The sequence below is a fragment of the Pseudomonas sp. genome (assembly GCF_050739655.1).
Lineage (GTDB): Bacteria > Pseudomonadota > Gammaproteobacteria > Pseudomonadales > Pseudomonadaceae > Aquipseudomonas.
Window position 1 is genome coordinate 26,461 of sequence record NZ_JBOIBY010000533.1, and the last position, 12,911, is coordinate 39,371.

Here is a 12,911-nt window from a genome sequence, read left to right on the forward strand (position 1 = left end):
CCATGCATGCCGTGCCTTCCTCCACCGATACGATCCCTGGCAAAGTTCGGGGTGACTGGACGCCAATCAACTACGACCTGCGTGACACCTGGTTCCCGGTGTCCCATAGCCGCGACCTGGGTACCCGGCCCATTCGCCGGATCATTCATGCTCAGCCCTATTACCTGTGGCGCGACAACGGGCGTGCGGTGGCGGCCGAGTTTCACCCGCATTTCCCCCATAAAGAGCTGACACTCACAGCGTTTACCGGGGGACGGGGCTTTTATCCGCTGGTTGAGCGCTACGGGTACATCTGGGTCTGGTACGGTAATCCGGACGCTGCCGACATGCAGTTGCTCCCGCATATTCCGTTTCTACCCCAGGATGGCAGTCTTCCCGGTTACACCCAGCGAACCGTGCGGTTTGATGCGACCTCGGCGCTGTCGGTGGAAAACCTGATTGATCTGACCCATGCCGATTTCCTGCATGCCAATACCATTGGCGACGGTGTAAGCGAGTCGGACGTGGTGGAAGTGCAATGGACCTCCGAGACCGTGACTCGCACCCGTACCGTGGCGCAAAAGTCAGTGGCGCCGATCATGCGCTGGGTCGGCGGCGTGCGCGCCAGGTATCAGGATTTTCGCGCCGTGCTGCACATTCATCTACGCAGCAACGTATGCATCTCCTATCCGCGCTTTCGCCCCGGTTACGACGTGCCCAACCTGCAACCCTTCCTGCCGGTGGGCAAGCATCGCTCGCGGTGTGACGTCACCTTCAACACCACCGCTGCACCCGCACCTTTTCGTTATGTGATGCCGCGCATCAACTACATCATCCAGCCCCAGGACAACTCGGTGGTGCGCCCGCAGAACCAACGTTATTTCGAGGTCGACCCACGTCGCGACCTGCACTCGCGCTTCGATACGCCGGGTACCCGTTATCGCTACCAGATGGAGCAGTTGGCCGAACGCCAGCGCGCTGGCCAATTCACCTACGGCGGCGATGCTGAACCCGGGCGCGACATCACGGCCTTGCTCGGCATGAACGACTGACACCAATGTACGAGGAGTGCTGCAATGGATCTGGGTATTGGCGGACGTATTGCTCTGGTGTGCGCATCCTCTCGGGGACTTGGCAAAGCCTGTGCGCTGGCATTGGCGCAGGAGGGCTGTGAGGTGCTGATCAACGGCCGCGATGCCGAGAGCCTGGAACACACTGCGCAGGACATCTTGCGCAGCACCGGCCGGCTGCCGCGCACCGTGGTGGCCGACCTGTCCACCGCCGCCGGGCGACAGGCGCTGCTGGCTGCCTGTCCGGTGATGGATATTCTGGTGACCAACAACGGCGGGCCAGAGCCGGGTCGTCCGGAGGATTGGGATCATGCTGCCTGGCTGGCGGCCATTGAGGCCAACATGCTCTCGGGTATCCTGCTGATTCAGGCGGTGGTCGTTGGTATGCGTGCGCGAGGTTTCGGCCGTATCGTCAATATCACCTCGGCGATGGTTAAGTCGCCCCGGTTGCCATTGGGTTTGTCCACGGCGGCGCGTGCGGGGCTGACCGCTTTTTGCAAAGCTCTGTCGGTCGAGGTGGTGCGGGACAATGTGACGATCAACAATCTGCTGCCGGAGCGCATTGAGACGGACCGTCTGCGCTTTATGACCGAGCAACTGGCGGAACTTCGCCAGCTCAGTTTTGAGCAAGCACGGGTGGAAATGCTCAAGCCGATAGCCGCACGACGATTTGGCCAGCCGAGCGAACTGGCAGCGGCCTGCGCATTTCTCTGTTCGGCGCAAGCCGGCTATATCACCGGGCAAAATTTGCAGATCGACGGCGGCAGCTATGCCGGATTGATTTAGCCACCCCGGCGTTCTTTCCAGTCGGCGGGCGGCACTTCGCTGGCGTCGAAATCCAACTCCACTTCAACCCCATTGGGGTCCTGGATGAACAGCTGCCACGTGCGCTCGGCGCCGGGCGCACGGATCACTTTGAATCGCACGCCGTGCTCACTCAGGTGTTTCCACATCCTCTGCAAGCCCTGGGCATGAAACGCCATATGGTCAAGCACGCCACGTCGCGGCTCCGGCATTTGTGATACGCCCACCACATGCAGAACTGGTTGTTCCTGGGTGTACAGCCAGAATCCGGGAACCGGGAAGGGCGGGCGTGGCCCCTCCACCAACCCGAGTACTCCAACATAGAAATTTCGTGTCGCCTCCAGTTGGTCGGAGACGATGGTGAAGTGGTCCATGCGCAGGATCATCGCAACGCCCTTAATCGGCTTTTAGTGATATTTAGACGAATTGTTATTTATTGTTCATATCCATGCTTATGATTCTATATTCGGAATACTAATCTATCTATGGAATTTATCGCCGATCGCTTAGGGTAACGCCATGGATTCGTTCTGCAGCTCTGCTGCAAAACGCTAAGCGCAGAAGAAGACAGGTGCTGAATGAGCCAGGCAATCCTCGAAGGAATTCGCGTCATCAGTCTGTGTTCCGGCATTGCCGGATCTGCCGCTGGCATGCATCTTTGCGAAGCGGGTGCCGAAGTGGTGATGATCGAGCCACCCGCCAACCGTGCCAGAGAGAAACAGGCGCTGTTTGCTGTGCTTAACCGTGGCAAACGAAGTGTCATCCTCTGCCTAGAAAATGCCGCAGATCGCCAGCAACTGAACTCGTTGCTAGCCAGCGCCGATGTGCTGCTGCATGACTTCACCCCCGCGGTAGCGCAGGCCCATGGTCTGGCAGACGCGCAGCTCACTGCAGACTTCCCTCGATTGGTTATCTCAGCGATCAGCGGCTGGCCCCATCGGCATGCACTGGCGAATTCCATTCCCCGGGAAACGCTTATCCTGGCGCGCCTGGGCCTGTTGGACGAACAGCCGGCGCATCGCCCCGGCCCGGTGTTCGTACGCATGCCATTTGCCAATTGGCTGGCCAGCTGGCTGTGTGTGGTCGGGGTGATGGCGCGGTTACTGGCGCGCGACCGTGACGGCTGCGGCGGCATCGCTCATACGAGTTTGGCTCAGGCAGCCTTGGTGCCAATGACCATGCATTGGAACCGCGCACAAACACCGACCCCGGCCTTTGCCAAAGGTCTGGATAAACACATTCCAATTCCATTGCACCAGTGCGCTGATGGCCGCTGGTTGCATGTGCATTATTCGCCGGACAAATCCCCTTGGATGGCCGCGGCACTCAGTGAGTTCGGCGAAACCGAAGTGGCTCGCTTGAACGCGCTGTGGCCATCGAGCCATGTGGCGCCAAACTTCGGCGCCAACAAGGCGATCATTGCCACACGGTCGGCACAGGAATGGGTCGAGCATTTCTGGCAGCACGACGTTGCTGCGCAAATTGCCGCTCCATTTGGCGATATCTACTTCGACGAACAAGCACGCCTGAATGGCTATGTGGTTGAAGTCGACGATGTGCAGTTGGGCAAAACACTGCAACCAGGCCCTGCCTGGCAGGTGCAGCCACCCGCACGAGTTGGCGGTAGCGCACCTCTGGCAGGTGAGGGGAACGCCGGACTGTCTGGCGCCGATGCTGTGATCCCTTCGCAACTGCCCAGGTCGAGTCCGGCGCCCTTGCCTCCGCTGCACGGTCTGAAAGTACTGGATCTGGGCGCCTATCTGGCCGGGCCGTTTGCCTGCATGTTGCTGGCGGACCTGGGGGCAGAAGTCATTAAAATCGAGGCGCCCAAGGGCGATGCCATGCGCCGCCTGGAGCGGATTTTCAGCGGTACCCAGCGTGGCAAATTGGGCGTCGCGTTGCAGTTGGGCGATCGGCAGACCGAGCCCGCCGTAGAGGCGTTGGCACGTTGGGCCGATGTGGTACACCACAACATGCGGCTTCCCGCCGCACGCAAGCTCAAGGTCGACTACGAGAGCCTCAAAGCGCTCAACCCGCAGCTGGTGTATTGCCATGTCAGTGCCTACGGACCGACCGGACCGCGCACGGATTGGCCGGGCTTTGACCAACTGATGCAGGCCTCTTGCGGCTGGGAAGTCGAGCAGGGCGGTGAGGGCCAGGCGCCCATGTGGCTGCGCTTCGGCGTGGGTGATTTTTTTGCCGGTCTGTCCTCGCTCTACGCCTTGCTCCTGGGGTTGTATGAGCGCAACCGCAGTGGCGTCGGACAAATGGTCAGCTCGTCATTGCTGGGCGCCACGATGCTGTCGATGAGCGAAGCGGTGGTGCTGGAAGACGGCAGCCTCACACCAATCGATCATTTGGACGCGCAACAGACCGGTCTGAGTGATGCCCATCGTTTGTATCGGTGTAGCGATTCCTGGCTGGTGGTGGCAGCGCTGCAACCGGATGAGGTGCAACGTTTCGAGAGGCTGGTGGATGATCAGCCCGAAACCTGGTTTGCCGATCAGACCCGGCAAGCGGCGCTCGCCTCATTGGTCGCAGCGCAGGTTCCTGCACAGGCAGTGCTGGAAGCGCAGATGGATGCCTTTCTCGACAGCCCCGAACACGCCGAAGCGGGTCTGCACGCTCATTACTCACATGCTGTTTACGGTGACCTGCAACAGATCGGCGCGTTCTGGGACTTCGGCAACTTGCCGTTATCGCTGCAGCGTCCGCCACCCGCCCTCGGCCAACATACCCGGCAAGTTCTGGAAGGCCTCGGCTTTACCGGCAGCGAGCTCGAACGATTGGCCTCGGTTGGCCTGGTGGCGCTGTAACGGTGGGCCTATTGCCCGACAGGATTTTTCGACAAGCACAAGGAATACCCATGTACGAGTTGGATTTCAGCGGTAAAACCGTGCTGGTAGTTGGCGGGTCCAGTGGCATCGGCAATGGCATTGCGCAGAACTTTCGCCAGCGCGGTGCCGAGGTGCATGTCTGGGGTACGCGTGCCTCGGCGGCGGCCTATAACGACTCACCTGACTCTAATCTTGAAGGCCTGCATTACGCCCAGGTAGACGTCGCGGATGCGGCATTGATCGAAGGGGTCTGTGTGCCATTCACCCGCCTGGATGTGTTGGTGCAGGCACAAGGCACGGTGCTCTACGACCGTCAGGAATTTCTCACCGAGGGTTTCAAGCGAGTACTCGACGTCAACCTCACCAGCCTGATGGTGTGCGCGCAGAAATTTCACCCACTGCTGATGCAGGCCAAGGGTTCGATGATCACTGTCAGCTCCGCTGCCGCCTTCCACTCCACGCGTGGCAACCCGGCCTACAACGCCTCGAAAACCGGTGCTTTCGGACTGACTCGCACCCTGGCCGAAGCCTGGGCACGTGACGGCATCCGGGTGAATGGCATTGCCCCCGGTTTGGTGGAAACCAAGCTGACGCGGGTGACCACCAGCAACCCCAAGCGCCTCGAAGGCGCATTGCGCGCCATTCCTCAAGGGCGCTTGGGCACGCCCCAGGACATGGCCAACGTGGCCCTGTTCCTTGCCTCGCCGCTGGCCAGCTATGTGCTCGGCCAAACCCTGTTGGTCGACGGCGGCATGCTGCTGGCCTGATCGCTATTTGCTAGGAGACACACCATGGCCTGGGACTTTCAGACCGACCCCGAGATACAGGCGGAACTGGATTGGATCGAGCAGTTTGTACGGGAGGAAGTCGAGCCCCTCGATCATGTGCTGGGCAGCCCGTGGAATATCCACGATCCGTTGTTCAAGCAACTGGTCAAACCGCTGCAAGCGCAGGTGAAGGCTCGCAAGTTGTGGGCGTGTCACCTGGGCCCGGAACTGGGCGGGGCAGGGTATGGCCAGGTGCGCCTGGCATTGATCAATGAAATTCTCGGCCGCTCGCTGTTCGGCCCGATTGTGTTTGGCTGCCAGGCCCCCGATTCAGGCAACGGGGAAATCCTCGCCCATTACGGCACCCCGGCGCAGAAGCAGCGCTACCTGCAACCGTTGCTCGATGGCGATATCGTGTCCTGCTTCGCCATGACCGAGCCGCAAGGTGGCGCGGATCCTGCCGTGTTCACCACCGAAGCGGTGCGCGATGGCGATGACTGGCTGCTGAACGGCGAAAAATGGTTCGCCTCCAATGCCCGCTACGCAGCGTTCTATATCGTGATGGCGGTCACTGATAAAAGCGTATCGGTGTATGAAGGCATGTCGATGTTCATCGTCGCCGCTGACGCGCCCGGGGTGAGCATTATCCGTAACGTCGGTATCGCCGATGACCCCGCCGCCACCCATGCTTACCTGTCATTCGACAAGGTGCGAGTGCCTGCGGGCGACATGCTCGGTGCGCCCGGCCAGGCATTTGTCGTGGCTCAGGTGCGGCTCGGTGGTGGCCGCGTGCACCATGCCATGCGGGTGATCGGCCAGGCGCAAAAAGCCCTTGATGCACTCTGTGAACGATCCCTGTCGCGTAGTACCCAGGGCAGCCGCCTGGCGGACAAGCAGATGGTCCAGGAAAAAATTGCCGATTCGTGGATCGAACTGGAGCAGTTTCGCTTGCTGGTGATGCGTACGGCGTGGCGCATCGATCAGTATCAGGACTACAAGCGGGTGCGCAAGGACATCGCTGCGGTGAAAGCCGCCATGCCCAAGGTGTTGCATGACATCGCCGCGCGCGCCCTGCATGTACATGGCTCGTTAGGGGTATGCGAAGAAATGCCGTTTACCGGGTACATCGTCCGCTCCTTCCAGATGGGGCTGGCCGACGGGCCCACCGAAGTGCACAAAGTCACGGTGGCCAAACAGCTGCTGCGCGACTATCAGCCCTGCGACGAGTTGTTCCCCGATTACCATCGGCCCACCGCCGCGGCCCGCGCCCGGGAAAAATACGCCGGCGTGCTGGCCAGTCTCGGCGAGCGCGACGTATGAACGATTGGCAGGATCTGGTCGACCTCGAGCGCCTGGCCGACTGGATGGACACCCAAGACCTGGAAAGTGGCCCGATCAAGGCTGCGGTACGTTTAGCCGGCGGCACGCAGAATCTGCTGCTGCGCTTTCGGCGAGGCGTGCGTGAATTCGTGTTGCGCCGGCCTTCCCTGGAACTGCGCGAAGTCGGCGGTAAAACCATCGTCCGTGAAGCGCGCCTGCTCAAGGTATTGGCCGGATCGCAAGTGCCCCATGCCGGTTTGATCGCCGACTGTACTGACCAGGCCGTTCTGGGCTCCAGTTTTTATTTAATGGAACCAGTGCAGGGCTTCAACCCCAATAGCGCCGCAGGATTGCCAGCACCCCATGCTGAACGGCCGGCGCTGCGCAGGCGCATGGGCTTTGCCATGGTGGATGCGCTATTGCGTCTGGGCGACATTGACTACCAGGCGGTGGGGCTGGCGGACTTTGGCCGCCCGGACGGTTTTCATCAGCGTCAGGTCTCACGCTGGCTGGCACACTTGGACAGCGTCAAAGACTACCCCGGTTGGCCGGGGGCGAGCAGCCTGCCGGGACTTGCACGTTTGGCCAATTGGCTGAGCGATCATTGCCCGCAGCAGTTTGAGGCCGGTATTCAACATGGCGACTTTCACCTGTCCAACGTCATGTTCCGGCATGACTGCGGGGAGTTGGCCGCGGTCGTCGATTGGGAGCTGGCGACCATCGGTGATCCGTTGCTCGACCTTGCCTGGCTGGTGGTCACCTGGCCCTGTGCCGACGGTCGTGGTGCCGGCACCATCGAAGTGCATCCCTGGGACGGCTTTTGCAGCAGCGACGAACTGGTCGCCCATTACCACGCCGGCAGCTCGCGCTCGTTGGCGGACTTCACCTGGTACCTGGTGTTGGCGGGTTTCAAACTCGGCATCTTTCTCGAAGTCAGTTACGCCCGTGCGTGTGCGGGTAAAGCCTCGATGGTCACGGGTGAAAAACACCACGCCTCAGCGTTGCATCTATTCGCTACGGCGTTGCAGCGCATCGATCAAACCGCCTGATAACCAGAGGGAAAGCCCATGCAACTGGCCGGTAAACGAATCATCGTCACGGGAGGCGCCAGGGGTATCGGCGCGGCAGTGGTCAAAGCATTTGTGGAGGAGGGAGCCTATGTCGTCAGCCTCGACCTGGGCGAAGCCGCCTTGATGACGGGGGACGGTGGCGGGTGGGCGCATACACGAGTCTGCGATATCGCTGACAGCCAATCCGTGGATGCCGCTTTCGCCTGGGCCAACGAACGGCTCAATGGTCTGGATGTGCTGGTACATGCTGCGGGTATCGCGCCGAATGCCAGTGCCGACAGCATCACGCTGGACGAGTGGGAAAAAGTCTTTGCGGTGAATACCCGTGGCACATTCCTGACCAACCGCGCGGCCTATGAGCTGCTGAAGGGCAGCGGTGGGCGGATCATCAACTTCGCCTCTGCGGCAGGCGTCATCGGACAGCCCGGCAAAGCCCATTACGCGGCCAGCAAGGGGGCGGTGCTGGCGTGGACGCGCACGGTGGCGCGGGAATGGGGCCCCTTGGGCATTACCGTCAACGCTATCGCCCCGGCGATGTGGACGCCGATGTACGAGGCGACTCGCGCGAGCATGAGCACCGAGCAATTGCAGCAGCACGATGCCTACATGACAAGGCAAGTGCCCATCGGCGGACAGCTGGGTGAACCGGCCCGGGATCTGGCGCCTGTGCTGGTATTTCTTGCCGGAGACGGTTCGCGATTTGTCACCGGGCAAACGTTGATGATTGATGGCGGCATGCTGATGCTCAGTTGAGTTGAAGGTGGGGCGCCTGGCGCCTCTCCTAGCGACCGCGGATCAACTGCAAAAACTCCTGGCGGGTGTTGTACGACTCGCGGAACGCGCCGAGCATTACCGAGGTGCTCATCACCGAGTTCTGCTTCTCCACACCGCGCATCATCATGCACATGTGTTTTGCCTCGATCACTACCGCCACTCCGGCGGCATCGGTCACTAGGGAAATCGCGTCGGCAATCTGCCGTGTCAGGTTTTCCTGAATCTGCAAACGGCGAGCGAACATATCGACAATGCGGGCCACTTTCGACAGCCCCAGCACCTTACCAGTGGGAATATAGGCGACATGGGCCTTGCCAATAAACGGCAGGAGGTGGTGTTCGCAGAGTGAGTACAGTTCGATGTCACGGACGATGACCATCTCATCGTTGTCCGATTCAAACAACGCGCCGTTGACGATCTGTTCGAGGCTTTGCTGATAGCCATGACACAGGTACTGCATGGCTTTCGCCGCGCGTTTTGGCGTGTCCAGCAAGCCTTCTCGCTCTGGATCTTCGCCCACTCCGTGAAGAATCTCCCGGTAGTTTCTGGCCAGCTCTTCGTTCATGGGTCGACCTTATTGTTTTAGCCAACTTCCCGGGCGGCATCGCATGCAACCCGGGTCCTGGCACCTGGCCCAGGGCCGGGATATTTACAGTTGAGTGATGGCGATTTTGCCGGTGACCTGGCTGGCATCGTGAAACGTGACACTCGGACCATTACGCCATTGCTCAAGCAATTGCGCCTGGCGCTTTTCGGCGTGGCCGAGGAAACGCTCTTTCACCGGACCATAACCGCGAACGCTGTCTGGCAACTCCGCCAACTCCTGAGCAAGGCTCAGCTTGTCGGCCGTCAAGCCAGTGAGTAATTCATCGAGGACTTGTTCGTAACTGGCCAGCCAGTTGCGTTCCACCTTGCGTTCATGGGTACGACCGAACGGATCAAGCCAGGTATTACGCAGGAACTTGAGCCTGGCCAGCAGCTTGAAGCCTTGCAGCATCCACGGGCCGAAGCTGCGTTTTTTCGGTTCGCGACCGGAGCCGTTATCGTTCAGCAGCGGTGGTGCCAGGTGGAAGCGCAGGCGGTAGTCGCCCTCGAAGCCGGCCTGGATTTTTTCCAGGAATTGTCCATCGGTAAACAGGCGCGCCACTTCGTATTCATCCTTGATCGCCAGCACTTTGAAGTAATATCGGGCGACACTCGCCGACAGCTTGCCGGGTTGTCCGAACAGTGCGGTTTCCGCCTTGATGAATTGCTCGACACGAAACCGGTAGCGTTGGGCATAGGCGTAGTTCTGGTACGCAGTGAGAAACTCCATGCGCCGTGCCAGCGTTTCTTCCAGGCTTTGCGACAGTAAGCGGTCCGGGCTTTGCACCTTGCCGGCTTCCAGTTTGCGTAAAACCCGTGGCAAGTCATGGGCGCTGCACCGGCCCCAGTCAAAGGCCGAGAGGTTGAAGGGCACCGCGGTGCCGTTCAGTTCGATGGCCTGTAGCAGCGCCGCTTTACCCACCGGCAACCAGCCTTTCTGGTAGGCATAGCCGAGCATGAAGGTGTTCGTGGCTATCGAATCACCCAACAACGCCGTGGCAATTTTGCTGGCGTCGACAAAGTCCGCCTGGTCGGAGCCCACTGCTTCGACAATTTGTGCCGACATGCTCTGGGTCTGGAATTTCGGGTCCGGGTGTTTGAGCAAATCACCACTTTCCGCTTGCTGGGCGAAGGTGCGCACAAAAGCGCTGGTAATGCTTTCCTCGCTGTTGACCACGGCATGGGTGACGCCGTGACGCAGCTTGGACAAGGTTTCGGTGTTGGCACTGACCACCAGGTCGCAACCCAGCAGCAAGCCCGCTTCACCCTCGGCAATCCGCGGTGCAAACAATTGTTCCTGGTGCGCGGCGATGCGGATGTGCGACCACACCGCGCCGCCTTTTTGCGCCATGCCGGCCATGTCCAGATTGAGCGTGCCTTTACCTTCGATGAACGCCGCCATCCCCAGCAGGGCACCGATGGTCACCACGCCCGTACCGCCCACGCCAGTGATCAGGATGCTGTAAGGCTCATCCAGCGCGACGGTCGCGGGCGTCGGCAAATCCCACACGTCATCCTTCGCGGCCGCCAAGGCCTTGGGTTTGCGCAAGGTGCCACCTTCGACCGTGACAAAACTCGGGCAAAAACCGTTGAGACACGTGAAGTCTTTGTTGCAAGAGGACTGGTCGATTTCACGCTTGCGGCCGAACTCGGTTTCCACCGCCACCACCGACATACAGTTGGATTTGCTGCTGCAATCGCCACAGCCTTCACACACTGCTTCATTGATTACGACACGGCGTGCCGGATCCGGAAACTTGCCGCGCTTGCGACGCCGACGCTTTTCCGCAGCGCAGGTCTGGTCATAGATGATTGCGGATACGCCCTGGAACTGGCGCAGCTGTTCCTGCACTTCGTCCATCTGGTCGCGACGCAGCACCGGCACGCCGTCTGCCAGATCATGGATGTGCTGATACTTCTCGACATCTTCGCTGACCACCACCACACGCTGCACGCCTTCTGCAACGAGTTGCCGGCTGATTTGCGCCACGCTGAGGCTGCCGTCCACTGGTTGGCCGCCGGTCATGGCCACGGCGTCGTTGTAGAGAATCTTGTAGGTGATCTGCACCTTGGCCGCGATGGCAGCCCGAATCGCGAGAATGCCGGAGTGGAAATAGGTTCCGTCACCGAGGTTGGCGAACACATGTTGAGTAGTGGTAAACGGTGCCTGGCCGATCCACGCCACGCCTTCGCCCCCCATCTGACTGAACGTCTGGGTCTGCGGGTAGATCCAGGCGGCCATGTAATGGCAGCCGATGCCGGCCAATGCGCGACTGCCCTGCGGGACTTTGGTCGAGGTGTTGTGCGGGCAACCGGAACAGTAGTGGGGCACGCGTTCCATCAGGTTACTGAACTGGTCTTTGCTCGCCAATTGCGCATCCAGCACCGCCAGGCGCACTTGCAGCGGGCCACTTTGATGCAGGCGCAAAATGCGTTTGGCCAGCGCCCGGGCGATCATAGCCGGGGTCAGGTCGTTGATGGCGGGTAGCAACCAACCCGTGTGCGGCAGGCTCCACTCACCCTTGTCGTCAAACTTGCCGACGATGCGCGGGCGCACATCCTCGCGCCAGTTGTAGAGTTCTTCCTTCAACTGGTACTCGATCATGTGGCGTTTTTCTTCCACCACCACGATTTCTTCCAGGCCCTCGGCGAACTGCCGGACGCCTTCAGCCTCCAGCGGCCAAACCATGCCGACCTTGTAGACCCGCAGGCCAATCTGCTGGGCGAGTGTTTCGTCGATGCCGAGGATTTTCAGTGCCTGGCAAACGTCGAGGTACGATTTGCCTGACGTGATGATGCCGATGCGCGCTTTCGCTGAGTCCATCACGACACGGTCGAGGCGGTTGGCCCGTGCATAGGCGAGGGCAGCATATAGCTTGTGTTCCAGCAGGCGCTGTTCCTGTGCCAGGGGCGGGTCCGGCCAACGGATATTCAAGCCACCTTCGGGCAGCGGGATATCGGGAATGATCGGTTGTACGCGATGAATGTCGATGTCGACGACGGCCGCGCTCTCTACGGTATCGGCCACCGCTTTGAGGGCGACCCAGCAGCCGGAATAGCGCGACATGGCCCAGCCATGCATGCCGTAGTCGAGGTATTCCTGCACCCCCGATGGCGCCAGCACCGGCATCATCACCGCTTTGAAAATGTGTTCGGTCTGGTGCGGTAGCGAGGAGGAGCGTGCGCCATGGTCGTCGCCGGCAATGGCCAGCACGCCGCCAAATTTCGAGGTGCCGGCGGCGTTGGCGTGGCGGAACACATCGCCGCAGCGATCGACGCCCGGACCCTTGCCGTACCACATGCCAAACACGCCATCGTAGGTGGCGCCTTCGAAGAGATTGACCTGTTGCGTACCCCAGATTGAGGTAGCAGCGAGGTCTTCGTTCATGCCTGGATGGAACACCGTGTGGTGTTCCTTGAGGTAGTCGCGCGCCTTCCACAATGCCTGGTCGAAACCACCCAGCGGCGAGCCACGGTACCCGGAAATAAAACCGGCGGTATTCAAGCCATTGGCCAGATCGCGTTGGCGCTGCATCAGCGGCAGACGCACCAGCGCCTGAATCCCGGTGAGCAAAACTTTTCCAGTGTGCTGGACGTACTTGTCATCCAGAGACGGGGGCGCACTCATGTTCATCCTCCAGGCTTTATTGTCATGGCGGCGCCAGGAGAGCGGCGTTGCCTAGTTATTGGCTGGAGTCTAGGGAG

General features: G+C 60.5%; 10 protein-coding genes. 7 read left to right on the forward strand and 3 right to left on the reverse strand.

What is annotated here, in order from left to right; genetic code table 11:
- The first annotated feature begins 2 nt into the window (after window positions 1–2).
- Both ACRESJ_RS25485 and ACRESJ_RS25490 read left to right on the forward strand, forming a co-directional pair.
- Entirely contained in the window at window positions 3–1,031 is a 1,029-nt protein-coding gene (locus ACRESJ_RS25485) for an aromatic ring-hydroxylating dioxygenase subunit alpha (protein ID WP_057005026.1), read from the forward strand.
- 24 nt (window positions 1,032–1,055) lie between these two features.
- A complete protein-coding gene (locus tag ACRESJ_RS25490) occupies window positions 1,056–1,835 on the forward strand; it encodes an SDR family oxidoreductase (RefSeq protein ID WP_057005027.1) in 780 nt (259 codons plus the stop codon).
- On the opposite strand, the gene ACRESJ_RS25495 is transcribed toward ACRESJ_RS25490, so the two are convergent.
- The gene (locus ACRESJ_RS25495; protein ID WP_057005028.1) at window positions 1,832–2,239 is read right to left on the reverse strand and encodes a VOC family protein; all 408 of its coding nucleotides are present in this window, start codon (window positions 2,237–2,239) and stop codon (window positions 1,832–1,834) included. The two genes, ACRESJ_RS25490 and ACRESJ_RS25495, sit on opposite strands and share 4 nt — an antisense overlap.
- A 192-nt stretch (window positions 2,240–2,431) precedes the next feature.
- Between ACRESJ_RS25495 and ACRESJ_RS25500 the strand changes: the two genes are divergently transcribed.
- The 5 genes from ACRESJ_RS25500 to ACRESJ_RS25520 are packed head-to-tail and all read left to right on the forward strand — an operon-like array spanning window position 2,432 to window position 8,600.
- Entirely contained in the window at window positions 2,432–4,669 is a 2,238-nt protein-coding gene (locus ACRESJ_RS25500; protein ID WP_057005029.1) for a CoA transferase, read from the forward strand.
- A gap of 50 nt (window positions 4,670–4,719) precedes the next feature.
- Window positions 4,720–5,457 carry an SDR family NAD(P)-dependent oxidoreductase gene (locus tag ACRESJ_RS25505; RefSeq protein WP_126588867.1) on the forward strand — a complete coding sequence of 246 codons (738 nt, stop codon included), beginning with the start codon at window positions 4,720–4,722 and terminating at the stop codon, window positions 5,455–5,457.
- Between the two features lie 24 nt (window positions 5,458–5,481).
- On the forward strand, window positions 5,482–6,777 hold the full coding sequence (locus ACRESJ_RS25510) for an acyl-CoA dehydrogenase family protein (protein ID WP_057005031.1): 1,296 nt from the start codon (window positions 5,482–5,484) through the stop codon (window positions 6,775–6,777).
- Window positions 6,774–7,826, forward strand: coding sequence for a phosphotransferase family protein (locus tag ACRESJ_RS25515; RefSeq protein WP_126588868.1), 1,053 nt, complete (start codon window positions 6,774–6,776; stop codon window positions 7,824–7,826). The genes ACRESJ_RS25510 and ACRESJ_RS25515 overlap by 4 nt, the downstream gene beginning before the upstream one ends.
- 18 nt (window positions 7,827–7,844) lie before the next feature.
- Window positions 7,845–8,600: an SDR family NAD(P)-dependent oxidoreductase gene (locus ACRESJ_RS25520; protein WP_126588869.1), complete on the forward strand. Its 756-nt coding sequence runs from the start codon at window positions 7,845–7,847 to the stop codon at window positions 8,598–8,600.
- Window positions 8,601–8,628: 28 nt separating this feature from the next.
- Here ACRESJ_RS25520 and folE read toward each other — a convergent pair whose 3' ends face one another.
- Together folE and ACRESJ_RS25530 are read right to left on the reverse strand one after the other, a co-directional pair.
- The gene (gene folE, locus ACRESJ_RS25525) at window positions 8,629–9,186 is read right to left on the reverse strand and encodes a GTP cyclohydrolase I FolE (protein WP_057005034.1); all 558 of its coding nucleotides are present in this window, start codon (window positions 9,184–9,186) and stop codon (window positions 8,629–8,631) included.
- 84 nt (window positions 9,187–9,270) lie between these two features.
- Window positions 9,271–12,834 carry an indolepyruvate ferredoxin oxidoreductase family protein gene (locus tag ACRESJ_RS25530; protein WP_431760369.1) on the reverse strand — a complete coding sequence of 1,188 codons (3,564 nt, stop codon included), beginning with the start codon at window positions 12,832–12,834 and terminating at the stop codon, window positions 9,271–9,273.
- Window positions 12,835–12,911: the final 77 nt, after the last annotated feature.

Excerpts from the sequence above, each read along its gene's own strand:
- ACRESJ_RS25485 (WP_057005026.1), top strand. The coding sequence starts at position 3 with ATGCATGCCGTGCCTTCCTCCACCGATACGATCCCTGGCAAAGTTCGG.
- ACRESJ_RS25490 (WP_057005027.1), top strand. The coding sequence starts at position 1,056 with ATGGATCTGGGTATTGGCGGACGTATTGCTCTGGTGTGCGCATCCTCT.
- ACRESJ_RS25495 (WP_057005028.1), bottom strand. The coding sequence starts at position 2,239 with ATGATCCTGCGCATGGACCACTTCACCATCGTCTCCGACCAACTGGAG.
- ACRESJ_RS25500 (WP_057005029.1), top strand. The coding sequence starts at position 2,432 with ATGAGCCAGGCAATCCTCGAAGGAATTCGCGTCATCAGTCTGTGTTCC.
- ACRESJ_RS25505 (WP_126588867.1), top strand. The coding sequence starts at position 4,720 with ATGTACGAGTTGGATTTCAGCGGTAAAACCGTGCTGGTAGTTGGCGGG.
- ACRESJ_RS25510 (WP_057005031.1), top strand. The coding sequence starts at position 5,482 with ATGGCCTGGGACTTTCAGACCGACCCCGAGATACAGGCGGAACTGGAT.
- ACRESJ_RS25515 (WP_126588868.1), top strand. The coding sequence starts at position 6,774 with ATGAACGATTGGCAGGATCTGGTCGACCTCGAGCGCCTGGCCGACTGG.
- ACRESJ_RS25520 (WP_126588869.1), top strand. The coding sequence starts at position 7,845 with ATGCAACTGGCCGGTAAACGAATCATCGTCACGGGAGGCGCCAGGGGT.
- folE (WP_057005034.1), bottom strand. The coding sequence starts at position 9,186 with ATGAACGAAGAGCTGGCCAGAAACTACCGGGAGATTCTTCACGGAGTG.
- ACRESJ_RS25530 (WP_431760369.1), bottom strand. The coding sequence starts at position 12,834 with ATGAGTGCGCCCCCGTCTCTGGATGACAAGTACGTCCAGCACACTGGA.